Origin of the sequence: Deinococcus sp. YIM 134068, assembly GCF_036543075.1 — a bacterium.
Lineage (GTDB): Bacteria > Deinococcota > Deinococci > Deinococcales > Deinococcaceae > Deinococcus > Deinococcus lichenicola.
The window spans coordinates 39,939-63,391 of the sequence record NZ_JAZHPF010000011.1 but is presented as its reverse complement, the minus strand read 5'-3'; the positions used below and the strand labels follow the sequence as shown (position 1 = coordinate 63,391).

18 protein-coding genes are annotated in these 23,453 nt (G+C 71.0%); 9 read left to right on the top strand and 9 right to left on the bottom strand.

What is annotated here, in order from left to right:
* Positions 1-177: 177 nt before the first annotated feature.
* Positions 178-1,815 carry an E3 binding domain-containing protein gene (locus V3W47_RS12050; RefSeq protein WP_331825459.1) on the bottom strand — a complete coding sequence of 546 codons (1,638 nt, stop codon included), beginning with the start codon at positions 1,813-1,815 and terminating at the stop codon, positions 178-180.
* 685 nt (positions 1,816-2,500) lie between these two features.
* On the opposite strand from V3W47_RS12050, the gene V3W47_RS12045 reads away from it, so the two are divergent.
* The 4 genes from V3W47_RS12045 to csaB all read left to right on the top strand — a co-directional run bounded on the left by V3W47_RS12045 (position 2,501) and on the right by csaB (position 7,434).
* Positions 2,501-3,556 carry a Glu/Leu/Phe/Val dehydrogenase family protein gene (locus V3W47_RS12045; RefSeq protein WP_331825458.1) on the top strand — a complete coding sequence of 352 codons (1,056 nt, stop codon included), beginning with the start codon at positions 2,501-2,503 and terminating at the stop codon, positions 3,554-3,556.
* Positions 3,557-3,650: 94 nt separating this feature from the next.
* The gene (udk, locus tag V3W47_RS12040; protein ID WP_331825457.1) at positions 3,651-4,265 is read left to right on the top strand and encodes a uridine kinase; all 615 of its coding nucleotides are present in this window, start codon (positions 3,651-3,653) and stop codon (positions 4,263-4,265) included.
* A gap of 102 nt (positions 4,266-4,367) precedes the next feature.
* Positions 4,368-6,260 carry a DUF5693 family protein gene (locus V3W47_RS12035; RefSeq protein WP_331825456.1) on the top strand — a complete coding sequence of 631 codons (1,893 nt, stop codon included), beginning with the start codon at positions 4,368-4,370 and terminating at the stop codon, positions 6,258-6,260.
* Between the two features lie 202 nt (positions 6,261-6,462).
* Positions 6,463-7,434, top strand: coding sequence for a polysaccharide pyruvyl transferase CsaB (gene csaB / locus V3W47_RS12030; protein ID WP_331825455.1), 972 nt, complete (start codon positions 6,463-6,465; stop codon positions 7,432-7,434).
* A 64-nt stretch (positions 7,435-7,498) separates the two neighbouring features.
* Here the strand turns inward: csaB and V3W47_RS12025 are convergent, their stop codons facing one another.
* The gene (locus V3W47_RS12025; RefSeq protein ID WP_331825454.1) at positions 7,499-7,978 is read right to left on the bottom strand and encodes a PaaI family thioesterase; all 480 of its coding nucleotides are present in this window, start codon (positions 7,976-7,978) and stop codon (positions 7,499-7,501) included.
* Positions 7,979-8,001: 23 nt separating this feature from the next.
* Positions 8,002-8,955 (bottom strand): CobW family GTP-binding protein, encoded by a 954-nt coding sequence (locus V3W47_RS12020; protein WP_331825453.1) that lies wholly within the window; start codon positions 8,953-8,955, stop codon positions 8,002-8,004.
* Between the two features lie 60 nt (positions 8,956-9,015).
* Between V3W47_RS12020 and V3W47_RS12015 the strand changes: the two genes are divergently transcribed.
* Positions 9,016-10,797: an ABC transporter ATP-binding protein gene (locus V3W47_RS12015; protein ID WP_331825452.1), complete on the top strand. Its 1,782-nt coding sequence runs from the start codon at positions 9,016-9,018 to the stop codon at positions 10,795-10,797.
* A 47-nt stretch (positions 10,798-10,844) separates the two neighbouring features.
* Here V3W47_RS12015 and V3W47_RS12010 read toward each other — a convergent pair whose 3' ends face one another.
* From V3W47_RS12010 to dnaX, 6 genes are all read right to left on the bottom strand, one after another.
* Positions 10,845-11,114 (bottom strand): hypothetical protein, encoded by a 270-nt coding sequence (locus tag V3W47_RS12010; protein ID WP_331825451.1) that lies wholly within the window; start codon positions 11,112-11,114, stop codon positions 10,845-10,847.
* 79 nt (positions 11,115-11,193) lie between these two features.
* Positions 11,194-11,682 carry a flavin reductase family protein gene (locus V3W47_RS12005; protein WP_331825450.1) on the bottom strand — a complete coding sequence of 163 codons (489 nt, stop codon included), beginning with the start codon at positions 11,680-11,682 and terminating at the stop codon, positions 11,194-11,196.
* A gap of 29 nt (positions 11,683-11,711) precedes the next feature.
* A complete protein-coding gene (locus V3W47_RS12000) occupies positions 11,712-13,421 on the bottom strand; it encodes an NPCBM/NEW2 domain-containing protein (RefSeq protein WP_331825449.1) in 1,710 nt (569 codons plus the stop codon).
* A gap of 142 nt (positions 13,422-13,563) precedes the next feature.
* Complete coding sequence (locus V3W47_RS11995) at positions 13,564-15,084, bottom strand: family 10 glycosylhydrolase (RefSeq protein ID WP_331825504.1); 1,521 nt, start codon at positions 15,082-15,084, stop codon at positions 13,564-13,566.
* 394 nt (positions 15,085-15,478) lie between these two features.
* On the bottom strand, positions 15,479-16,564 hold the full coding sequence (locus V3W47_RS11990) for a GGDEF domain-containing protein (protein ID WP_331825448.1): 1,086 nt from the start codon (positions 16,562-16,564) through the stop codon (positions 15,479-15,481).
* Positions 16,565-16,624: 60 nt separating this feature from the next.
* A complete protein-coding gene (gene dnaX, locus V3W47_RS11985; protein WP_331825447.1) occupies positions 16,625-18,904 on the bottom strand; it encodes a DNA polymerase III subunit gamma/tau in 2,280 nt (759 codons plus the stop codon).
* Positions 18,905-19,113: 209 nt separating this feature from the next.
* Here dnaX and V3W47_RS11980 point away from each other — a divergent pair, with 209 nt between their 5' ends.
* The 4 genes from V3W47_RS11980 to recA all read left to right on the top strand — a co-directional run bounded on the left by V3W47_RS11980 (position 19,114) and on the right by recA (position 23,414).
* Entirely contained in the window at positions 19,114-20,163 is a 1,050-nt protein-coding gene (locus tag V3W47_RS11980) for an SRPBCC family protein (protein WP_331825446.1), read from the top strand.
* A gap of 151 nt (positions 20,164-20,314) precedes the next feature.
* Positions 20,315-21,520 (top strand): CinA family nicotinamide mononucleotide deamidase-related protein, encoded by a 1,206-nt coding sequence (locus tag V3W47_RS11975; protein WP_331825445.1) that lies wholly within the window; start codon positions 20,315-20,317, stop codon positions 21,518-21,520.
* Positions 21,517-22,338 (top strand): RNA 2',3'-cyclic phosphodiesterase, encoded by an 822-nt coding sequence (gene thpR / locus V3W47_RS11970; protein ID WP_331825444.1) that lies wholly within the window; start codon positions 21,517-21,519, stop codon positions 22,336-22,338. Before V3W47_RS11975 ends, thpR begins: the two co-directional genes overlap by 4 nt.
* Positions 22,335-23,414, top strand: a complete 1,080-nt coding sequence (gene recA / locus V3W47_RS11965; protein WP_331825443.1) for a recombinase RecA — start codon at positions 22,335-22,337, stop codon at positions 23,412-23,414. Before thpR ends, recA begins: the two co-directional genes overlap by 4 nt.
* Positions 23,415-23,453: the final 39 nt, after the last annotated feature.

Here is a 23,453-nt window from a genome sequence, read left to right as displayed (position 1 = left end):
GGACTTGCCCCCCTCCGGCCCGAAAGCAGGCCAAAAAAAAGCACGGCGCGCAGCACCGTACTTGAGTCTAACCCGGTCGGGGAGGGTGGAGGGGCGGATGTCCAGAGAGCTATCAGCAGTCAGCAGTCAGCCGTCAGTCACAGGGAGCTGAAAGCTGACCGCTGACGGCTGAGAGCTTTACACCACCAGGATGATCGGCTCCTCCAGCTCCCGCGCCACGTCGGCCAGGAAGCGCGCGGCGTGGGTGGGGTCGAGGTCGCCGCAGAGGGTGAGGGCGGCGCGGTCCCCCGCAACGCGGCCCAGGCTGAGGGTAACGGTGTGGCCGAAGTGCAGGTCGTCGAGGTCGAGGTGGCCCGCGTCGGTCACGAGGAGGTCGGGGGTGAGGTCCTGGGGGTGGTTCAGGGCGTCCAGAGCGTCACGCAGGGCACCCGCGACCACCGGGCGGGGGTGAGCCGTCTCCGCGTCGTGCAGGGCGACGGTGCCGAGGCCCAGGCTCTCCGCGTGACGGGAGGCGGCGCGGGCGACGAGGAGGGCGAGGGGAACCTCACGGCCCAGGGCGCTGGCGAGCTGGCGGCTCAGGTCGGTGATGGGCCGGGCGTTCACGTCGCGGCGCAGGTAGACGCCGAAGGACTGAGATTGAGCGGGGGCGGGCAGTTCGGCCACCGCTTCCACCGTCTCCTCCACTTCCATTTCGGGCACTTCTACTTCCACTTCGAACACGGGCACTTCGAACACGGGCACTTCCGGCTGCGGCTCGGCGACCTCGGGGGCGGCCTCGAACACGGCGGCGGGCTGGGCTTCCTCCATCACGGCCCCGGCGGCTTCTGTGGGGAAGGCGACCTCCACCTCCGGCTCCACCTCGGCCACGTCGAGCGCGGGCGTGACCTCCACGGGGGCGGGCGTCTCCATCACGGGGAGCGGGAAGTCCAGGCTGGGGAGCGGGGCGGGCGCGGGCGGCGCGGCGGGCGTCTCCGGCAGTTGGAAGACGGGCGTGGGTTCCGTCACGACGGGGATTTGGGCGACGGGTGCCTGAGCAGCGGGCGTCGGGAAGGCCGGAAGCTCGGGGAGAACCGGGGCCGGGGCGGGCTGGACGGGCTGCGGCTGGGGCTGGAAAAACTGAGTCGGCGCGGCCTCGGGCTGCGAGGTCTGGGGCTGAGAGATTTGGGGCTGAGAGATTTGGGGGTGAGAGATTTGCTGCGGGGTCGGGGCGGCGGGCTTGTACAGGCTGGAGAGCAGGCTGCCCAGGCCCAGCGACATCCCGCTGCTCGCCGGGGCGGGCGCGGCTGCCGGGGTGGGAATCACCGGGACGGGTTCGGGGCGCACGGGTTCGGGCACCGTGAAGGCGGGCACCGGGGGCAGCGTCGGCTCGGCGGGCGCGGGGGCACTCCAGGCGGAAGCGGCGACCGGGGTGGGCGCGGGCGGCGCGAGAATCGCCTGGTCGTCGTCCAGCTCGAAGTCGAGGGCGTCGTCGGCGAGGGCGGGGGCGACGGCGGGGGCCGGGGCGCTCTGGGCCTGCGCGACGAAGGCGGTGATGTCGGAGTCCACGCCCGCGCCCCGCAGTTGATCGGCGGTGGGCAGGCCGGGGGCGGTCAGGCCGAGGCCCAGGCTGGCCGAGAGGTCCTCGCCGGTCCAGTCGGGCGGTGGGGCGTCCACGGGCGTGGGCGGCGGTTCCTCGTCGCCGCTCATGATGCGCGCGAGGTGGCCCAGCACGTCGCCCTCCACGATGAGGCCGCCCTCACCGCTGCCGCGCAGCGTGCGCCAGTCTATTCCGTTTGCCTCTGCCAGAATTTTGGCGAGCGGAGCGATTTGTTCCATGCGTTCCCCCTTTGGCCCCCTCGCGTGCTTCCCGTCTGGAAGCCGCATTGCCCACGGGGGCGGGATGGGCCTTGTTACCTTCAGGCAGGGTGCCGTGTTGGACCTGACAGCCTTCTTTCAGAAGCAGGTGGGAAAGGGCGGTGGTGCAGACAGAGGCGAGGGTGAGAAGGAGGGGATTGGGCAGTGAGGGTGGGCACACTCGGCCTCAGTCCGACCCCTTCCAGCGGACGTTCGATATAAGCGGGAGATCGAGGAAAAGTATCTTTTACACCCCGTTTAGGGCCTGAGTTTCCCGTACCAGACAGCAAAGCTTCCAAGAATGCCCTGTACGCTGGATTTTGGCTCCACAGCCTCCCAGCCGTGACTCTCAACGATCCGACATGACCGTGCCCAACTACGGCGTGAGCAGGGAGGCCGATGAACACGGCATTCCAAGCCCTAAACGGCGTTTTACGTCTGGCAGCAGGACGAGCGATGCTCGCCACCCCTCTCCCCGGCCCTCTCCCGCAAGGGGGAGAGGAAGCAAGACCTCCTGTTCGTCGTCCTGCTCCCTTTACTCCACGCGACGCGCCGGATGTGGGCAGGAACCCGGCGCGGTGGTAGGCTCGGGGCGTTGCCGCGCGGGCCGGGCACAGCGCCCAGAAGGGACAGTGCCCAGAAGGACCGCGCGATTTCGGGAGCCACCATGCAGATATTCGAGGAGATGCAGTCGCGCGGGCACGAGGCCCTGACGCTTCTTCACCACGCGCCGAGCGGCCTGCGGGCGGCATTGGCGATCCACTCCACCGTCCTCGGCCCGGCCATCGCGGGGGTGCGGCTGCGCTCCCTGGACGAGGAGACGGCCCTGAAGGGCGCGCTGGCCCTCAGCGAGAGCCTGACCCTCAAGGCGGCGCTGGCAGGCCTGAACTACGGCGGCGGCGCGTGCGTGCTGATGATGCCGGACTCGGGCGTGGACGATCCGCACGCCCGCGAGGCGCTGTTCCGCGCCCTGGGCCGACAGGTCAAGCCGCTGGAGTCGCGCGCCGTGCTCACCGAGGACATCGGCGTGACGCCGCGTGACATCGCCTTTGTGGCCCAGGAGACGCCCGCCACGCTGGGCGTGAATACCGACACGAGCAGCGTCACCGGCTACGGCGTCTACCGGGGCATCAAGGCCGCCGCCCGGCACGCGCTGGGCAGCGAGAGCATGCGCGGCGTGCGGGTCGCCGTGCTGGGGACGGGAGCCGTGGGCCGGGCGCTGGCCGGGCATCTCCACCGCGAGGGGGCGCGCCTGACCCTCGCCGACAGCCACCCCGAGCGTGCCCAGGCGCTGGCCGACGAGTTGGACGGCACGACCGTCGTGGGGGCGGGGGAGTTGCTCGACGCGCCGTGCGACATCCTCGCGCCGTGTGGGTACGGGCATTCCATCCGCAGCACGGACGTGCCCCGGTTGCAATGCCGCCTCATCGCGGGCGGCGAACACCACCCCCTCACCCGCCGGGGCGAGGCGGCGGTCAAGGAGGCGGGCATCGTCTACATCCCCGACTTCGCCATCAACGCGGCGGGATTGATCGCCGCCGCCACCTCCTCCACCCCCGAGCAGGCCGCCGAGCGCGTCTACGCCACCGTCGCCCGCATCTCCGCCGTCGCCGAGCAGGTGGGCAAACCGCCCCACGTCGTCGCCCGCCGCATGGCCGAGCGCCGCATCGACCTGATCGGCAGCCTGGGAACGGGCGGGGCCGGGGCGGGGAGGAGGGCGTGAGGCTTGTGCCGCGTCGCCCGTGGCTGGTGGAGGAGGCCCCCTTCTTTTTCCACAAGCCACGGGCCACAAGCCACAGGCCGCGCCGGAGGCGCGCATGACCTCCCCCTTCGTCATCGGCGTCGCGGGCGGCTCGGGCAGCGGCAAGACCACCGTCACGCGGCGGGTGATCGAGACGGTGGGGGCGGGGGGCGTCGCCGTGCTGAGCCAGGACAACTACTACCGCGATCAGACCGACGTGCCCGAGGCGATGCGGGAGGGGACGAACTACGACCACCCGGCGGCGTTCGACTGGCGGCTGCTGCGCGAGCACCTGGCGGCGCTGCTGGCGGGCGTGCCCGTGGAGATGCCGGAGTACGACTTCACGCGGCACACGCGCTCCAGCGAGACGACGACCGTGCTGCCCGCGCCCGTGGTCGTGCTGGAGGGCTTCTTCGCCCTGTACGACGAGGAGTTGCGGGGCCGGATGCACCTCCGGGTCTTCGTGGACGCCGACGCCGACGTGCGCTTCATCCGTCGCCTCCTGCGCGACACCCAGGAGCGCGGGCGCACGCCGGAGAGCGTCATCACGCAATATCTGGAGTTCGTGCGCCCCATGCACCTGAGCTTCGTGGAGCCGACCAAGCAGTACGCCGACGTGATCATCCCCCACGGCGGCATGAACGAACCGGCGCTGGACATGCTGGCGGCGCGGATTCGTACAACTATTTGAGGAGTTGGGGGTAAGGGGTGAGGCGTTAGGGTGGAAGAGAACGGCCTCACCGCCTTAGCCCTCACCCCTCCACCCTGATTCCTACCCCCTAGGATATTCCCCGTGACCGACCCCAACCCCACCCGCCCCTCCCTCTCCCGCGCGGCGTCCGGGCCGCTCGCGCCGTCCTCCGCCCGGCCCGACGCGCCACCGCCCACGCGGCATCCGCTGACGTGGCCGCTCCTTGGCGTCATTCTCCTCTCGCTGATTCCGGCGCTCGTGCTGGCGTGGCAGCGCGTGGGCTACGAGCAGGGGCAGAAGACGGTGGCGGTGGTGGTGGACTACCCGGCGCTCGTGCAGCAGGCGCGGCGGGTGGGGCTGGAGCCGCAGGCGCTCCTCGACCGCTACAAGGCCCTCGGGGTGAACGGCGTCTCCATTTACGAGGACGTGATCGGCTCGCTGGAACAGCGCGGACAGATTTACGTGAAGTCGGGGGCGGACCTCGCCTTCGAGAATCCGGGGGCGGGGGTCAACCCGCAGTTCGTGTACATGCGCTCGCTCGTGCCGGGGGCCGCCGAGGCGCTGCCCGCGCGCTACACCATCCCCACGCGGGAGGTGACGATTGCGGGGCAGCGGTGGCTGAGCTGGCCGACCGACCCGTCCTTCCTGCCCGCCGGGCCGAACCGGGAACTCATCGCCAGCCTGGGGGCGCAGGGCCTGGTGCTCGTCTACCGCCCCTACGACGACGAGGCGGTGCGCGAACCCGCCGCCGACTGGCCGGACGTGCCCTTCGTGGCCTTTACCGGCGACGAGGTGATCGGGGCGCGGACGCCGGAGCGGCTGGAGAAGGTGGGCGCGCGGTTCGGGGACCGTCTGCCCGCCCTGATCGAGGGCAACCCGCAGCGGGAACTGGACACCCTGATCGAGACGCGCGGCGCGGCGCGGATGTTCGCCATGAACCCGTCGTGGCAAAACCGCCTCGGGCCGGAGGACGTGGCGAGCAAGTACGCGCTGGCCGCCAACGAGCGCAGCCAGCGCCTCCTGTACGTGCGGCCCTTCCCCACGGTGTACGAGACGGAGGCGTTCCTGCGGCGCACCTCGGAGCTGCTGGGCAACAAGGGCATCCGGGTGGGCACGCCCGCCGTCGCCCCCTTCGAGCCGAACGACACGCTGCGGTGGCTGAGCCTGCTGGGGCCGCTCGCCGCGCTCGTGCTGCTGGGCCTGAGCTTCCCGCTGCCGCGTCTGGGGCTGCTCGTGGCGGGGCTGGCGGGGCTGGGGGCGCTGGGGCTGAACGGCCTCCAGCCCTTCCCCGGCACGGCGCTCATCGCGGCGATCACCTTTCCGGCGCTGGGGCTGGTGCTGCGGCGGTCGCGGGTGACGGACTGGTTCGTGGCGACGGGCCTTTCCCTCGTCGGGGTGCTGTTCGTCTCGGCGCTGGGGGCGAGCCGCGAGAGCGTGCTGGGGCTGGAACCCTTCCGGGGGGTAGGGCTGACCCTCGTGGCCCCGCTGGCCCTCGTCGCGCTGAGCTTCCTGCCGCGCCAGGACCTGCGGAAGACGGCGCGTGACCTGTACACCGCGCCCATCAAACTCGGGGACATCGCCGTGATGGCCCTCGGCCTCGCCGTATTCGCCCTCGTCTTCCTGCGGCGGGGCAACACGAGCGCGGTCGGCGTGAGCGACACCGAGGCCCGCTTCCGGCAGGAGTTGCAGGACTCCATCGTCCGCCCCCGCTTCAAGGAACTCGCCGGGCATCCCCTCGCCCTCGTCGGCCTGAGCGGCGTGCTGCCGGGCTATTTCAGCCTGCTTCTGATTCTCGGCGGCGTGGTCGGACAGGCGAGCATCCTCAACACCTTCTCGCACTTCCACACGCCCCTGCTGATCAGCGCCACCCGCTGCTTCATCGGGCTGGGCGTGGGACTCATTGCGGGTCTGGTGGCGATTCAGGCCGTCAAGTTCGGGCTGAAGTTGTGGACGACCTACGGCTCGCGGCGTGCGGTGGCGGAGGTGCGGGCGTGAGGGGGCGGATCGGGGGGGCACTGGGCGGAGGACGCAACGAGTTGTTCGTCTCTTTTTCGGGGACGCCCTGCCCGCTCACCCCCTCCCAGCCTCCCCCCTCAAGGGGGAGGGGGAAAAGAAGGGGTTCCAGCCGTCAATCTGGTCACTTATTAAGGTCTTCCGTCCATTCCACTGCTCCTCTCCTCCCTGTATGGGAGACCGTATGAGGGTCGCCGTCAGCGGCTACTACGGCTTCGGCAATACCGGAGACGAGGCGATTGCCCTCGCCATCACGCGCGAACTCAAGGGGCAGGGAGTCACGCCGTTACTGCTCTCCCACACGCCGGAGGAGACGGCTCGCACCTACAGCTGCGAGAGCGCAGCGCGGATGAAACCGGCGGCCCTGCTCGGTGCCCTCGCCCGCTCGCAGATTGTCCTTTCGGGCGGCGGCGGCCTACTGCAAGACCGGACGAGTGCGCGCAACCTCACCTACTACCTCGGGGTGATCCGCGCGGCGCGGCTGCTCGGCAAGCGGGTGGTCGTCTTCAACCAGAGCATCGGCCCGCTCAGCGAGGCGGGGGGGCGACGGGTGGCCGCTGCCCTGAAGGACGTGCGCGTCATCGTGCGCGACCGGGGAAGTCTGGACACGCTGCGGTCGCTCGGGGTGGAGGGGGAACTGGGGGGCGATCCGGCGCTGCTGCTCCAGCCCACTCCCAATTTCACCCGCGACCCTGACCGCGTGATCGTCGCCCCGCGCGGGGACGTGACGGACGCGACGGAGGGGCTGAAGGCCGTCACGTCCCGTCTGCGAGAGCGGGGCCGCCGCGTGACTGCCCTCAGCTTCATGCCCGACCACGACGACAGCGCGGCCCGCAGCCTCGGCGCGGACGAGGTGCTGAGTACCCGTGACCCGCAGGTAGCGTTGGATGCCATCGCCTCCTCCGGCTTCGTGGTTGGGGTGCGGCTCCACGCGGTCATCCTCGCCGCCGCCGCCGGGGTTCCTTTTGCGGGCGTGGCCTACGACCCGAAGGTGGCGGGCTTCTGCGCGGACGCGGGGGCACCGAGCCACCCCACCGCCCTCGACGTGGAGACGGTATGCGCTCAGGCTCTCGCCCGCGCCGCCCCCGACTGGGCCGCCGTGGAGGAGATGAAGGCGCGGGCGCGGAGGAGTTTCGCGCGGGCGCTGGAGCGTTAACAGTCAAGGCATTGGGGCACGAGGCGGCTGAATCATGGGCCGCCGCCTCTCGTTGTGCCCGCCCTCAACCCCCGTGATTGATGACGTTGCAGGTACACCGCGCCAGCGTCGTCGTTCGTCCCCGCTCGTCGCGCACCTCCACCGTCCAGACCATGACGGAGCGGCCCCGGTAGGCGAGCGTGGCCTCGGCGGTGACAAAACCATCTGTCACGCCGCGCACGTGGGTCCCGCTCACGTCCACGCCGACGCCGATCTGCCGCCGCACGTCCAGATTGAGCCAAGTGCCCACGCTGGCGAGTTCTTCGGCCAGGGCGAGGCTTGCGCCGCCGTGGAGCCGTCCGGCAGGCTGGCGGTTGCCCTCCACGGGCATCCGGGCGGTGATGCGCTCGCGGGTGGCGGTGAGGAGTTCGATGCCCAGCCGGGAGCCGAGGGTGCCCTGAAGCCCGTTCAGCCCGGCGGCGACCTCCTCGGGACTCAGGCGGGCGAGGTCGTCCGGGGTGGGCAGGTGCAGGTCGGGGTGCAATGCTGACTCGGGTGGGGTCATGGCGGGAGGATACGGCAGCCCTCTCAGGCGGGCACCTCCTCCACCACGCAGCCCGCGAACGCCGCCGCGTACTCTGCCCGGTCCAGCCCCCGTCCGATGAACACGAGTTCGGTGCGCCCGTCCGCCTCGTCCCAGGCGTCGGCGGTGAAGAGGTCGCGCACGGCCTGAAACAGCACCCGCTGGGGGTAGCCGTGCAGGCTGAGGAAGCCCTTCACCCGCAGCACCTCGGCGGGGCGGGAGAGGATGTGACTCGTCAGGAAGCGTTGCCAGCGGTACGGGTCCAGCGGGCGGTCGGCGCGCAGGGTGAAGCTCCCCAGGCCGGGCGTGTGCGTGACCGCCGGGGCGTCCTCCACCACGCGCGGGTCGAAGTCGTCGCGGGCGAGGAGAGCGTCGGCGTCCACCTGCCCGCGCTCCACGGGCACGAGGCGGGCGAGGGGATTGATGCCGCGCAGCACCTCCCCCGCGTGGGCCAGCCGGGCCGGGTCGGCGAGGTCGGTCTTGTTCAGGACGACGACGTTCGCGTAGGCGAGTTGCCGGGCGGCCTCCGGGTGCTCGCGCAAGGTTTGGAGGACGTGCCGCGCGTCCACCACGGCGACGAGGGTGGTCACCCGGAAGGCGGCCCGCACCGACCGTTCAAGCAGCGTGGCGAGGACCGGGGTGGGGTCGGCGACGCCACTCAACTCCACGAGCACGGCGTCCGGCCTCTGCTCGCGCAGCGAGAGGGTGACGAGCGAGCGCAGCAGGTCGTCGCGGCCCGTGCAGCACAGGCATCCGGCGGTGAGTTCGGTCACGTCGTCCGACAGCCGCTCGATCAGCCCACCGTCCACGCCTGTCTGCCCGAACTCGTTCACGATGACGCCGAGGCGGTGGGGTAGAGAGCGGATGAGGTGGTTGACGAGGGTGGTCTTGCCCGCGCCGAGAAAGCCGCCGATCACGACGACGGGGATGCGCTGGTCGGTGGGAGCGGGGCCAGTCATGGGGGAAGGATAGGGCGTCCACCCCCGAACCGACCGTGAGGGGCGCGTTACCCTGCCCGCGTGACCGACCCAGCCGCCTCTCCCACCGTCACCCGCCGCCTGTACGGCCTGCTCACCCCCTACCGCCGCACGGTCGCGCTGGGGCTGCTGCTCCTCGTGGGGAGCGTGGCGGCGGAACTGTACCCGCCCCTCGTGTGGATTCGGGTGGTGGACGAGGGGTTGCCGAGGAAGGACTGGGGCTTCATCGGCGGGCAACTCGCGCTGCTGGTGGGGGTCTTCGCCCTGCAACAGCTCCTCTCGGCGTGGCGTGGCCTGCTGCTGGAGCGGGCGGGGCAGCAACTGACGCTCGACCTGCGGCTGCGGCTCTACCGGAAATTGCAGGGGCAGTCGGCGGCGTACTTCGAGTCGCAGCGGACCGGCGACCTGCTCGCGCGGGTGGTGGGGGACGTGGACGGCATTCAGGACGTGCTCGTGCGCGGCACCGACGCCGTGCTGGCGAACGCGCTGCGGCTGATCGGCGTGGTCGGCATCTTCATCGCGCTGCAACCGCTCCTCGGGGTGCTGGTGACGCTGCCCATGCTCGCGGTCGGGCTGATGCTGCGGCGCTACGCGGCCACGGTGCGGCCCGCCTACCGGGCGGCGCGGACCCGGCTGGGGGACCTCAGCGCCCTGATCGGCGACCGGCTGGCGGGCGTGCGGCTCGTGCAGGGCTTCGCGCGGGAGGAGGCCGAGGGGCGGCGGGTGGAGGCGCTGGGCCGCGAGCTATACGCCGAGGGCGTCCGGGCCATCACCCTGCGGAACCGGGCCTTTCCCCTCGCCCGCTTCGTGGGCAACTTCGGCAACGTGATCATGCTGGGGGGCGGCGCGTGGCTGATCATCAACAGCCAGTTCACGCTGGGCGGGCTGCTCGCCTACCGGGGCTACGGGCGCTACTTCTACGGCCCCATCGACGACCTCGTGAACATCGGCGACCTGCTGCAACGGGCCGAGGCGAGCGGGCGGCGCATCTTCGAGGTGCTGGACGCGCCCGTGACCGTCGCCGAGCGGGAGGGCGCGCGGCCCCTCCCCGACCCCGTGCGCGGCGAGGTGCGGCTGGAGGGCGTGACCTTCGGCTACGACCCCGCCCGGCCCGTCTTGCGCGACGTGACGCTGACGATTCCCGCCGGACAGCGGGTGGCGATTCTGGGCGAGTCGGGCGCGGGCAAGAGCACGCTGCTCTCGCTCGTCACGCGCGGGCACGACCCCCTCTCCGGGCGCGTGCTGCTCGACGGGGTGGACGTGCGCGACGTAACCCTGGGCAGCCTGCGGACCCACGCCGTCACCATGCCGCAGGACACCTTCCTCTTCCACGACACGGTGTTGGAGAACGTGCGCTACGCCCGCCCGGACGCCACGCCCGACGAGGTGGAGGCCGCGCTCCGGGCCGCCCACGCCCTCGACTTCGTGCGGGCCTTGCCGGAAGGGTTGGAAACTCTCGTAGGTGAACGGGGCGTCAAGCTCTCCGGCGGCCAGCGGCAGCGCCTCGCCATCGCCCGGACGCTGCTCGCCCGACCCAGCGTCCTCCTCCTCGACGAGCCGACGAGCGCCGTGGACGCCGAGAGCGAGGCGCAGGTGGTGGCCGCGCTGGGGGAGCTGATGCGCGGGCGCACCGCCCTCATCGTCACCCACCGCCTCAGCCTCGCGCGCGGGGCCGACCGGGTGATCGTGCTGGCGGGCGGGCGCGTGGTCGAGGACGGGCCGCCCGCGACCCTCCGCACCCGGAACGGAGCCTACGCCGCATTGGAACGGGCGGCGCAGAGGTTGGACGGAACGCTGCCCGACCTCACCCCCAACCTTCCCTGACCCATCTGTGAAGGAGGCGAGCCACCCGCCGTCGTCCTGGCGACTCCCTACCGTGGCGCGAGCGCGCGGACCATCGCCCACGTGATGAGCGCCGCCGTTCCCAGCCCCGCGAGGACGAACCATGCGGGTGCCCGCCCCCCGTTCGCCGCGTTCGCCGCACTCCAGCTCACCCGCAGATTCACGAGCGCGAAGACGAGCAGAAAGGCGTCGAGCGCGTCCACGCTCCGCCCCTCCCCCACCGCGAGCGGGTACGACACGAGGAAGGTCAGGCCCGCCAGCGCGAGCGCGATGAGGAGTTGGAGGAGGGAGGGGGGCACGGGGAAGATGGTACGCGGTAGGCGGTGCGCGGTAGGCGGTGAACTTCCAGTGCGTCCCGCGCACCGCGCCCTGCCTCCCTCACCCCAACTCGTGGTACTGCCCCCGGAAATACAGCAGCGGGTCGTCGTCCGTGTAGCGCGTGTACTCCACGAGGCCGAGGTAGAGGGTGTGGTCCCCGGCGGGGATGGCCTGCATCTTGCGGCACACGAGCTGGGCGACGCTCCCGCCGATGAGGGGCAGGCCCTCGTGGTCGAACCAGGGCACGGCGTCCTCGGGGCCGGGGCGTCCGGCGAAGTGGTCGCTCAGGGGACGTTGCGCCGCGCTCAGCACGCTCACGCCGAAGCGCGTCACCTCCTCCCGTGAGAGCAGGGCGTGCATCCCCGCGCGGTGGTCCACGCTCACGAGGATCAGCGGCGGCGTCAGGCTCACGGACACGAAGGCGCTGGCGGTCATGCCCCGGCGCTCCTGGCCTTCGGTGGCCGTGATCACCGTAACGCCGCTGGCGAAGCGCCCGAGCGTCTGCCGGAACTCGTGGGGGGGAATGCCGTCGGAGAGGGCGGAGGTCATGAACGGAGTGTAACCACAGGCGGCGGCGTCTACGGCCAGAAGCGCAGGATGGTTTCGCCGACCGCGACGATCTTGCCGTCGGGCTGGATCAGCACCCGCTGGATCGTCCTGTCCGTGGAATTGACCTCAGACACGAGCCGGACCCGGCCCCCCTCACCGAAGCTGGTGTCGAGCGTGAGGTCGGGATTCAATCGCACCAGAACGGCAGTGTAGAAAGGGGCTCCCCCCTCATAGCTCATAGTGTAGCCCGACACTAAAATCTTCCCATCTGCTTGAACGGCGATATCGCCAGCCTGATTGCTGTCTCCTTCTGCACCCATGAAGAACTGGACGGACTCCCCGCCTAACTGCCCCACCGCCGGAATGCGGTCGAGTGTCACCCCGAAGATGTAGGTGTATGGTCCTCCTCTAACGTTCAGGACGTCTCCATCGGGTTCTATCGTGAATGACAACCCGTAGACGTAGTTGGAGACGTCTCCCCACCCCCCGTTCAGAAAGGTGGTGTCCAGCGAGCCGTTTGCCTGGTAGCGAGCCAACGTGCCAGACACTCTGGTGTTGTAGATGTGGTCGCGGGAGCCATACACCAGGATGGTGCCCTTCGGTCCTAACTGCACCTCGACAGCGGCTTCCGCACTATCCACAGGCGGACGGTCAGGGTAGGGGTTGCCAGCCAACGGCGTGATGTCCGTGAACACCCGCCCGCCTGAGCCGAAGGACGGGTCCAGACTGCCGTTCGGGTTGTAGCGGGCCAATGCAAGATCGGTGCTGCCACTCGGCCCCAACCCCTTGCCCACCACAATCAACTTGCCGTCCGGCTGTAACACGGCGTCATTGGCACCATAGCTCTCGTCATAGGCATAGGGACTATCGCGCACAGCCCCGAAGTCGGTCGTGGCCTTGCCGCCCTGCCCGTAGCTGGCATCCAGGCTCCCATCGAGGTTGTAGCGCCGGACCTCGAACTTCCCACCGTCCGGAAGATTCGTCACCACCAATCGCCTGCCGTCGGGCTGCCGCGCGATGATCTCCCCGGTCAGCACATTGAGGTCTGGTTCCAGCAGTACGGTGCCCAGCGGTCCCGAAGTCACCACCGGAGCCCAGCTCGTATCCAGACTGCCTGCCTTCGGCTTCTGAGTCGCACACTCCACTTTCGGGTCGGCCCAGTCGGCATGGTCGTAAGAGATGCCATTGCCCCCATCCGTGACGACCAGCCGCAACTCCTGCCGCCCCACCACCCCGACATTCACCCGCTTCGTCGCACTCGTTCCCGTCATCACGCCACTGTCGTACAGCTTGATACCGTCCCCATACACTTGAAAGACGACCGAGCCGCGCGACCCCACCTCGTCGTCCACGCCCACTTCTGCGGTGAAGTTGTTGCACGATGCCCCGTTCGTGCCCTTGAGACTGAACTTCAACTCACTGCCCGCGTGGACGCCGTAGCCCTGCGTGTAGGTCCTGCCATTCAGGGTGAGAGGTTTGCCGTCTCCGGCCTTCTGCTCACCGTTGCTGGTGTTACGTTCAATGGGACCCCAACTGTTGCGGGCATATGTAGGAGTCTCGTACTGGAGGGTGTTGGTGCCGGGCGTGAGGGCCTGGGTGGCAAGATTCACCTGTTCCCAGGGGTAGGACTGGCCCCCGGCGTAGGGGTCGGTCTGGTCGGGGGACGCCCCCTGACTGCACGCCAGCAACAGCATCGGCAGCGTGAGGGCGACGAACGGAGCAACGGAAGGCTTCGACATGACCTCTCCCCAACCCACATGACAGGGCTCGTTCTGACGAACGTGGATCGCCCCAGTGTTCGCCGTCTCACCAGTGGGGACACCCCGTTTTCATGAACTCGCGCTTCACAGCGTTCACATCAGGGAGGGGCGGCGCTGCCGCTCACCGTCCGCTGCCCACCTCCCGTTGCACGTCGCGCACGAGAAGGTCGGGGTAGCGGATCACGCCCACCTCGGGAACGGGTTCGGCCCAGCGCTGCCCGCTGACGTGCACCTCGACGGGACCGGGTGGCAGGTTCAGGAAGCCGTAGTGCCCGCCGCCGTCGGTCAGCGTGCGGGCGACGACCACGCCGCCGCGCCGGGCCTCCACCACGCGGCCCCCCGGCACGGCGGTGCCCACCACCCGTCCCAGCAGCCCCCGCACGGTGCGTGGCTGCGCGGTCCACGCGGGCACGGCGGCGAGCGCCCCGCCGGGGCCGGTCAAGGCGTCGCGCACGGCGGCGAGGCCCTCCCCGGTCGTCTGACGGGTGCCGTACACGTCGATGGTCGGCGTGCGGTACGAGTAGCCCACCCACCCCAGCCCGGCGGCGACCGTGCGGCGGGCCTGCGCGGCGGTGACGGCGGGCGGGTTGAGGTACAGGGCGCTGCCCCCCGCGACCTCCGCCCCGCGCGCCTCGCCGGGAGCCGCGCGCACGCTGGCGGCGAAGGCGTTCCAGCCGTCGAACCACGCCGACTGAGCACCGATGGCGTCGCGCTTGTAGTTCATCAGCACGTTGAGGTCGATCAGGCCGCCTTGCATCCACGTCGGCCAGTCCTGAAGCACGTCGCGGTAGGTGCGCGTCTGGCGAAAGGCGGCGAGGTCGCCGGGCGCGGGCGGGGCGAGGTAGGTGATGGTGGCCGCGCTCACCCAGGCCGCCCAGCGCACGGCCTTGACCTCCAGGCTGATGCGGCGCACGAGGGCCGTTACCTGCTCGCGCTTCCAGGCGAGCCAGCGGGGGTCACTTCCGGCGGGCGTACCCCGCGCCCCCGTCTCCGCGCGGTAGCGGGCCAGAACTTTGGGGTCGTAGCCCCACACGCCGCCGTCGGGGTAGCGGATGCGGTCGAGCTGCACGCCGTCCACCGGGTAGTTCCGCACGAGGCTCACCACCCCCGCCACCATGAAGTCGGCGGCTTCCGGGAGGGCGGGGTCGAGCCAGCCGTCCACCCCCTCGCGCCACGTGCCGTCCGGGCGGCGGGCGAGCCACGACGCCGCGCCCGCGCTCGGCCCGTGCCGTCGGAAGACGTGCGCCGGGTTCGTGTTCGGGGCGCGCGTGTTCGAGGCCCCCGTCACGCTCGCCCACGCGATGACGCGCATTCCCCGCCCGTGCGCGAGGCGCGTCACCTCGGCCAGCGGGTCGAAGCCCGGCTCCAGGTCCGCGTCCGTCACGACGGGCAGGGCCGAGCGTCGGCACAGGCAGTCGCCCCGGCGAATCGCCTGCACGAAGAGGGTGTTCACGCCGAGGCGGGCGGCCTCCTCCACCGTCTGCCGCACCTGCGCCGCCGTCTTCAGCCCCGGCCCGAAGGCGTCCACCCACAGCCCCCGCACGTCGCTGATGGAGGCCGGGGAGGAGGGGGGCAGGGGGCTGATCTCCGGCAGCGGATTCGGCGCGAGTTCGGCGGGAGGCTCCACCACCGGGGCAGGCATCCTGGCGACGGCGAGCGGGACGAGCGTCAGGGCGAGGAGCGCGGCGAGATGCACGGTGAGGGGGCGCACGGCAGGAGGAGTCGTCACGGTCGTGCGGGCAGGGTAACGCGGGCGAACGTGGGGAGGGTGAAGGCGGGAGGGCGGCGGTTCACCCGCGCTGTTGGACGCCCACGGTCTTTGGGGGCGAGACCGCCAAGCCGTCTCTTCATGTCCCCGCCAACCAGTGGGGCGTGAGGTTTATGTCGGACTTCCTCCAGGCCCGACACCGCCGCGCGTAGACCATTCGACCGCCAGGGGACGCGCGGCCTGATCTTTTCCCGTTCGGCGGGCTGCACTTCAAACGCCCCGTTTGGACCTGGGCGGCGCTGCCCTCCCTCTGCCACCCCCCCACCCGTCACACCGCCACCCGCACGAGTGCGCGCCCGTTCCGCTTGGCCTCGTACAGCGCCTCGTCGGCCCGCTTGAGGAGGTCGCCCGTCGTCTCGCCGGGGAGAGCCTGCGCCACACCGCAACTGACCGTCACGCGGCCCACGCCCGTGTGGTGGAAGGCCGAGAGCGCCGCCTGAAGGCATTCGGCGACCGCGCGGGCCTCGGGGCCGGGGGTGCCGGGCAGCAGCACCAGGAACTCCTCGCCGCCCCAGCGCCCGAGCCGGTCGTGGGGGCGCAGGGCCGGGCGGGCGGCCCCGGCCACGGCGCGCAGCACGCGGTCCCCGGCGTCGTGGCCGTGGGTGTCGTTCACCCGCTTGAAGTGATCGAGGTCGAAGAGGATCACGCTCAGGGGGGCACCCACCACCTGCGACTGGTGTTCGGCCAGCCACACCTCAAGCTGGCGGCGATTCGGCAACTCCGTCAGGGCGTCCACATGGGCGAAGCGGGCCTCCCCCTCGGCCTTGCGGACGGCCTGCACGAGCTGACCGAGCAGGCGACCCTGAAGCGCCAGGAACGCGATCAGGGTCGCGTGCATCAGGTACATCTGCGCCAGCGTGTTGCCGTAGGTCGCCTTGAGGTGGGCCGGAACGTCACCTGCGAACCAGTACAGCCCGCCCTGCACGAGCAACACGGCAAACAGGGCGAGCGAGGCCACCACCGCCTGACGCCCCCGCAGGACGAGCGAGGCGACGATGTAATACAGGATCAGCCAGAAGGTGTACCCCCCCAGGCCCTGCGCGGTGTGTTCGTCCAGCAGCGTCACCCCGAACTTGTAGGCTCCCGTGACGCCTTTGGTCAGCAGTTCCACGAGGCCGACGACCCGGAAGTGGGCGGGCCACCACCACAACCAGCCGAACAACACCACACTCTTCACGGTCAGGAACGTCAGGCCGATGTCCTCCCAGGTCCCGTTGGTGAACGACCACGAGGACGACGCCCCCAGCGACAGCACGGACACGACCGCCACGCAGCCGAGCAGGCTGAGCAGGGCGTGACGCCGGAACTCCTCCTCCGGGGCCACCTTCACCTCGTTCGCCGTCGCCGACCTCATACCGGCCCACAGTAGGCGAGGGCCTCTCACAACCCTCTGCCACCCGGCTTTCGTTAAGCGTTAAACGATAGCCGGAGGGGTCGCCTCCCCCTCACCCTCGTCGTCCCCCTCGGCGGCGGCGGTCGGCTGGGGATTGCGGTTCTTGCCGATCTCGCGCACCCGGCCCGAGAAGCGGCCCCGAATCTCCTCGTACATGGGGTGGGCGCGGATGTCGCCGGGGCGGGCGTTCGCGGGCGCGGCGGGCTGGGCCGGGCGTGGGGCGGGGCGGGGCGGAGGGGCGGGCCGCTCGGGCACCACCCCCGCGAAGCGCGCGGCGTCCAGGCTGGGGGGTGGTCCCTCCACCGCGCCGCCGATCTCACCCCAGTCGGGTTCCTCGGTCACGGCCTCCACGATGTACAGGTCGTCCCGCGCGCCGGGCGGCGGCACCCGGTCCCCCGCCTGCGCGTCGGCGGGCGCGGGCGGCGGGTCGGCGGCGTGTTCCTCCTCCCAGGGTGCGGGTGGGGTATCCGGCAGAGGTGCCGGGGCCACGTCGTCCGGGCTGGGGGGCGGGGCGGGACGGAGGGGCGCGGCCTCGGCGGGCGGGTCAAGTGTGGCCGCCGACGCACGGGGAGGCGTTCGGCTCGGCTGAGGCTGTGGTTGAGCGGGCGTGGACGACAGCGGCGCGAAGTCTGGTCCACGCTGAGCACGTGGGCGCGGGGCCGGGTCGAAGGCGGGGAGGGGGTTGGGGGGCGCGGCCTCCCTCGGTGTCGGCGCGGGCGGAGGTGGGGCCGATGGACCCGGCGTGGTCGGCCCGTCCGGTCCACCCCCTCCACCATTCCCCCCCAGCCGGACCTTGCGCCCGCCCTCCGGCGCGATCAGCTCGAAGGTGACGGGGCCGAAGACCTTCAGGACCAGAGCAGCCACCTCGTCGAACTTGCTCACCACCTGCCGGGCGTGGAAGGCGCTCTTCTCGTCGTAGGTGAGGCTGACGTACCCGGCCTCCGCGTGGGTGCGTGCGGGCTTGAGGAAGGCGCGCAGTTGCATGGTGGCCTGCCGCACCACGTCGGCCCAGTTGCCCTGTTGCACGGGCGCGGCGGGGGGTGGGGTTGCAGCGCGGGTCGGCGCGGGGGTGTCCGTGGCGGGCTGGGCAGGCGCGCGGCGTGCCCCCGGATCGAAGGTGGGCACCTCATTGGTGGCGGGAGCCTGAACGCCAGCAGAACGCAGCGCCGCGACCTCCCGCTCCAATCGCCCCAGCCGTTGCGTCACGTCAGCGGGCACGCTGGCCGAACTGGTGGGGGCCGAAACCGCCGTCACACCCGTCCCTGTGCCCACATCGGCGGCGAGGAGCGCGTGGGTCAGGGCGAGTTCCAGGCTCAGGCCGTCCGCCGAGCGCGCGAATCTCGCCTCCTGCTCGTCCAGCGCCGCCTGCAACTTGAGCAGCCTCGGCACGTCCGCGCCCTCCAGCCGCTCGCCCTCCAGCCCGAGTTCGGCGTGCAGGGCGTCCGCGAGGGCGGAGACCAGCCCCTCGACCACCGTGCGCGCCGCGAAGCCCTCGCGGTAGAGGGCCGCCGCCCCCTGAATCGCCCCGCCCGCGTCCCCCAGCACGAGGGCGGAGGCCAGCGCCCGCACCCGCTCGCCCGGCGGCAGGCCCAGCGCCTCCTCCACCCCGGCGCGCGTGATACCCGACCCCGCCGCGAGCATCCGCTCCAGCAGGCTCTCGCCGTCGCGCATCGCCCCGTCGGCCAGCCGCCCGATGAGATGCAGCGCCTCCGGCTCGGCCCGCATCCCCTCGCGCCCGGCAAGGTCCGCGAGCTTCCCGGCGATCTCCTCGGGCGTCAGGCGGCGGAAGCGGTAGTGCTGGCAGCGCGAGAGGATGGTGGGGATGATCTTCTCCGGCTCGGTCGTCGCCAGGATGAAGATGACGTGGGCGGGCGGCTCCTCCAGCGTCTTGAGGAGCGCGTTGAAGGCCGCCCGACTCATCATGTGCGCCTCGTCGAGGATGTAAATCTTCTTGCCGCCGTGCATGGCCGCCAGACCCACCTTCTCACGCAGGTCGCGCACGTCGTCCACGGAGTTGTTGCTCGCCGCGTCGATCTCCAACACGTCGGGGTGGGACCCGGCCCGTACGCTCAGGCACGACTCGCAATCGCCGCAGGGCTTGGGCAGCGGCCCGGTGCAGTTCGCCGTCATGGCGATCAGGCGGGCGGTCGTCGTCTTCCCCACCCCGCGCGGCCCGGAGAAGAGGTAGGCGTGCCCGACCCGCCCCTGCTCCAGCGCGGCGCGCAGCACGTCCTTGACGTGTTCCTGCCCCACGACCTGATCCCAGCGAATGGGGCGGGCGCGTTGGTAGATGGCGCTCACGGGCGCGCTCCGTGCTTGGGAAGTGGGAAGTGGTGAGTGGTGAGTGGGAAAGGCGAGGCGAGAGCGGGAGCCTTCGCCCCGGCTCCCACTGACCACTGACCACCGACCACGAACCTCTTCACCCTCCCAGTCTATCGGCACCCCCCACCCGGCGGGGTGAGGCAGGCCACCGGGACCTTTGCGGGGAGTCGGTGAGGATAGGGTGAGGCATGGGACCTTACGGGCGGGGCATGGTGACGGGGGCGGTCGCGGGGGTGGGGTACGGGCTGCTCGTGTACCTGTGGCTGCACCACCTGAACGGGGACGTGGGCGTGATGGTCTCCACGTACCTGTTCGCCGTGCCTTTCGCGCTGGCGGTGCTGTCGGCGCAGTTCGTCCCGCCACCCACGTCCCGAACGCTCGCCGCGCCGATTGAGGAGGCACCGGACGCCTGGGGGGACGCCCCCCTTCCCCGCGTGCGCCCTCCGACGACCCACCCTCTCGCCGAGGCCGTGCTGATCTCCTTCGCCACGATCACCACCTTCCTCGTCGTGGCGACGGTCACGGGCTTCGAGGGCGTGCTGTGCGCCTTCCTCGCCGCGCCCGCGATGTACGTCGTGGCGCTGCCCGGCGCGCTGCTGGGACTGGGACTGCGCTCGCTGTGGCGGCGGGGCCGCACGGGAGGGCTGCTGTTCACGCTGGGCCTGCCCCTCCTGCTGGGGCCGCTGGAACAGGCCCGCCCCCTGCCGAGCGAGTACCGCACGGTCGCCGACAGCATCCTCATCCACGCCCCGCCGGGGGCCGTCTGGACCCAGATTCGCAGCGTTCCCCGCATCGAGGACCATGAGATTCGCGCCGGGTGGGCGCACTCCATCGGCCTCCCCCGCCCGCGCGAGGCGGTGCTGAACCGGGACGGCGTGGGCGCGGCGCGGCTCGCCACCTTCGACGGCGGCCTGAGCTTTCTGGAGACGATCACCGACTGGGAGGAGGGGCGGCGGCTCGCCTTCCGCATCGAGGCGCGCGACCCCGGCGGGCTGGACCCCCACGTCCGTGTCGGCGGGCGCTTCTTCGACGTGACGAGCGGGCGCTACGAGCTGGAGGAGGTCGCCCCCGGCCTCACCCTCCTGCACCTGAGCAGCACCCAGCGCGTGAGCACCCACTTCAACGGCTACACCGCCTTTTTCACCGGGGCGATCATGCACGACCTCCAGCGCACGATTCTGGAAGTGGTGCGCGACCGGGCGGAGGGAAGGAGCGCGGGCGTGACGGCGACGCGGTAGAACTTCCCATCTTTTGCTGACCCCTGAACGCTGACGGCTGACCGCTCCCGCACCTCCCCACACACGGCGAATGCTCTAAGCTACCCGCCTTGCCTTCCCCCTGCCCCCTGGTATCCGGTTTCGCTTTCACCTATACTCTGGCGAGGTTGTTATGCTGCTAGCAGAAATTATCAGCGTGGGGACGGAGCTGCTGTTCGGCGAAATCGTCGACAGCAACGCCGCTTACCTGGCGCGGGAACTCGCGGCGCGCGGGGTGAACCTGCACCGCAAGAGCGTGCTGGGCGACAACCTCGGGCGGGTGGTGGAGGCCCTGCGGCTGGCCCTGTCCCGCGCCGACCTCGTGCTGGTGGGCGGCGGCCTCGGCCCGACCGACGACGACCTGACGCGCGAGGCCATCGCCGCCGTGCTGGGCGAGACGCCCGAGGTGGACCCCGACCTCCTCGCGTGGCTGGAGGGCCTGTTTACCTCCCGTGGCCGCACCATGCCCGAAATCAACCGCAAGCAGGCGTGGCTGATCCCCAGTTCCGAGGCCCTGCCCAACGCGGTCGGCACGGCACCGGGGTGGTTCGTGCGGACGGAAGGAAAGATCATCGTCGCCCTGCCCGGCCCGCCGCGTGAGATGCAGCGGATGTGGCGCGATCAGGTCCTCCCCCGCCTGCCCCAGCCGGAACAGGCCCTGTCCGCCGTCACCCTCCACACGCAGGGCATCGGGGAGGGCAACGTGGCGGAGTTGCTGGGCGACCTGACGCGGCAGGCCAATCCCTCCGTCGCCACCTACGCGCGCCGGACCGGGGTGGACGTGCGCGTGGCGGCGAGTGCGCCCACTGCCGACGACGCGCAGACCCTCGCCGCCCCCGTGCTGGAGCGCGTGCGGCGCGACCTCGCCCGCTGGACGTGGGGGGAGGACGGCGACACGCTCGCCGGGGCCGTCACCCGCGCGCTGAACGGGCGCACCCTCGGCGTCATCGAGGCGGGGAGCGGCGGTGCCCTGTCCCTGCTCCTTGCCGACGAGCCGGGCTTCCTCGACGCGGCGGTGACGGGGGACCACGCCCGCCTGATCACGCTGGGGCTGACGCCCGTGACGCTGAACACCTCCGGTGTGGTGAGCGAGGCGGGAGCGCGCGAACTCGCGGCGGGTGCCCGTGAGCATCTGGGTGCCGACGTGGGTCTCGCCGTCGTGACTGCGACGCAGGGACCGCACGCCGGACATACCCATGTCGCCCTCAGCGCGGAGGGGACCGAGCGGGTGAGCAGCCTGAACTGGCCGGGGGACGCCGCGCAGATTCGGGAACGTGCCAGCGTCGCCGCCCTCGCCCTTGCGTACCGCGCGCTGCGTCCGGGGGGGTGGAGCGCATGACCAGCAAATCCCCGACGAAGATCAGGCTGGGGAAGGTGAGCAAGCCCCGCCCCCGAGTGGAGGCCGAAACGCCCGAGTTCCCCGAGTCCGCGCCGGAAGTGCAGGAGGCGACCGCTTCCCCCCGTACCCAGCGACCGACCCGGCAGGAGGACGGGCACGAGGACCAGAGCCGCACCCTCCGCCTCTTCTACGCCCTGAAGGTCCCGCAGGACGTGGCGGCCCCGCTCGCGGAAGCCCAAAAGCAACTGCGCGGCAACTGGCGTCCCGTGCGCGCCGACCAGTTCCACGTCACCCTCGCGTACCTGCCCGCCGTGCCGCCGGAACGGGTGAACGACCTCAAACGGCTCGGCACGGCGCTGACAAAGGACGTGCCGCCGCTGGACGTGCGGCTGCGCGGCACGGGCTACTTTCCCAACGAGGGCAGCCCGCGCGTGTGGTTCGTGAAGGTGGAGGCGGAGGGTCTGGACGCCCTCGCCGCCGCGCTGAGAGCGGGGGTGCGCGACCTCGGGCTGGAGACGGACGACCTGCCCTTCCGCGCCCACATCACCCTCGCGCGCAAGAAGGGACCGGCCCCGCGCGTCGCGCCCCTCCTCTTCGACCTCGGCTGGCAGGCGGGACACGCGGTGCTCTACCGCAGCATCCTCCGTAAGACCGGCCCGATCTACGAGACCGAGAGCACCTTCCGGCTGAGGGGGGAAGCGGCCAGCAACCAGCCCCCAGCCGCCAGCGAACCCACTCCACAAGCCACGAGCCACAAGCCACAAGCCCCCCACCCACCACTCACCACTACCCACTCACCCGTGGAGGAGACCCCATGAGCAAGGAAAGCACCAAAGAGTTCGGCACGCCCAGCGACAGCAAGGAGCGCAGCAAGGCCATCGACATGGCGATGAGCCAGATCGAGAAGGCGTTCGGCAAGGGTTCGATCATGAAGCTGGGGGCCGAGAGCAAGCTCGACGTGCAGACGGTCAGCACGGGCAGCCTCAGCCTCGACCTCGCGCTGGGCGTGGGCGGCATTCCGCGCGGGCGCGTCACCGAGATTTACGGCCCCGAGTCGGGCGGCAAGACCACGCTCGCGCTGAGCATCGTCGCGCAGGCGCAGAAGGCGGGCGGCACCTGCGCCTTCATCGACGCCGAGCACGCGCTCGACCCCGTGTATGCCCGCGCTCTAGGCGTGAACACCGACGAACTCCTCGTCTCGCAACCCGACAACGGCGAGCAGGCGCTGGAGATCATGGAACTCCTCGTGCGGTCGGGGGCGATTGATGTTGTGGTCGTGGACTCCGTGGCCGCGCTGACCCCCCGCGCCGAGATCGAGGGCGAGATGGGCGACAGCCTCCCCGGCCTGCAAGCCCGCCTGATGTCGCAGGCCCTCCGCAAGCTCACCGCCATCCTGAGCAAGACGGGCACCGCCGCCATCTTCATCAATCAGGTGCGCGAGAAGATCGGCGTGATGTACGGCAACCCGGAGACGACCACGGGCGGGCGGGCGCTGAAGTTCTACTCCTCCGTGCGTCTGGACGTTCGCAAGATCGGCCAGCCCGTCAAGCTCGGCAACGACGCCGTGGGCAACACGGTGAAGGTCAAGACCGTCAAGAACAAGGTCGCGCCGCCCTTCAAGGAGGTCGAGCTGACCCTGATGTACGGCAAGGGCTTCGACCAGCTCAGTGACCTCGTGACGCTCGCCGCCGACATGGACATCATCAAGAAGTCGGGGTCCTTCTACTCCTACGGCGAGGAGCGCATCGGCCAGGGCAAGGAAAAGGCCATCGCCTACATCGGCGAGCGCCCCGAAATGGAGAACGAAATCCGCGAGCGCGTGCTGGCGAGCATCAAGGAAGGCCGCGCGGGTGAGCTGCCGACGGTGGCGACGGTGCCCGCCGTGGCGGAGTGAGCCGGTAGACCGCAGAACAAGACAGGAGCGCCCCTGCCC

Excerpts from the sequence above, each read along its gene's own strand:
- V3W47_RS12050 (WP_331825459.1), bottom strand. The coding sequence starts at position 1,815 with ATGGAACAAATCGCTCCGCTCGCCAAAATTCTGGCAGAGGCAAACGGA.
- V3W47_RS12045 (WP_331825458.1), top strand. The coding sequence starts at position 2,501 with ATGCAGATATTCGAGGAGATGCAGTCGCGCGGGCACGAGGCCCTGACG.
- udk (WP_331825457.1), top strand. The coding sequence starts at position 3,651 with ATGACCTCCCCCTTCGTCATCGGCGTCGCGGGCGGCTCGGGCAGCGGC.
- csaB (WP_331825455.1), top strand. The coding sequence starts at position 6,463 with ATGAGGGTCGCCGTCAGCGGCTACTACGGCTTCGGCAATACCGGAGAC.
- V3W47_RS12025 (WP_331825454.1), bottom strand. The coding sequence starts at position 7,978 with ATGACCCCACCCGAGTCAGCATTGCACCCCGACCTGCACCTGCCCACC.
- V3W47_RS12020 (WP_331825453.1), bottom strand. The coding sequence starts at position 8,955 with ATGACTGGCCCCGCTCCCACCGACCAGCGCATCCCCGTCGTCGTGATC.
- V3W47_RS12005 (WP_331825450.1), bottom strand. The coding sequence starts at position 11,682 with ATGACCTCCGCCCTCTCCGACGGCATTCCCCCCCACGAGTTCCGGCAG.
- V3W47_RS12000 (WP_331825449.1), bottom strand. The coding sequence starts at position 13,421 with ATGTCGAAGCCTTCCGTTGCTCCGTTCGTCGCCCTCACGCTGCCGATG.
- V3W47_RS11995 (WP_331825504.1), bottom strand. The coding sequence starts at position 15,084 with ATGCCTGCCCCGGTGGTGGAGCCTCCCGCCGAACTCGCGCCGAATCCG.
- V3W47_RS11990 (WP_331825448.1), bottom strand. The coding sequence starts at position 16,564 with ATGAGGTCGGCGACGGCGAACGAGGTGAAGGTGGCCCCGGAGGAGGAG.
- V3W47_RS11980 (WP_331825446.1), top strand. The coding sequence starts at position 19,114 with ATGGGACCTTACGGGCGGGGCATGGTGACGGGGGCGGTCGCGGGGGTG.
- V3W47_RS11975 (WP_331825445.1), top strand. The coding sequence starts at position 20,315 with ATGCTGCTAGCAGAAATTATCAGCGTGGGGACGGAGCTGCTGTTCGGC.
- thpR (WP_331825444.1), top strand. The coding sequence starts at position 21,517 with ATGACCAGCAAATCCCCGACGAAGATCAGGCTGGGGAAGGTGAGCAAG.
- recA (WP_331825443.1), top strand. The coding sequence starts at position 22,335 with ATGAGCAAGGAAAGCACCAAAGAGTTCGGCACGCCCAGCGACAGCAAG.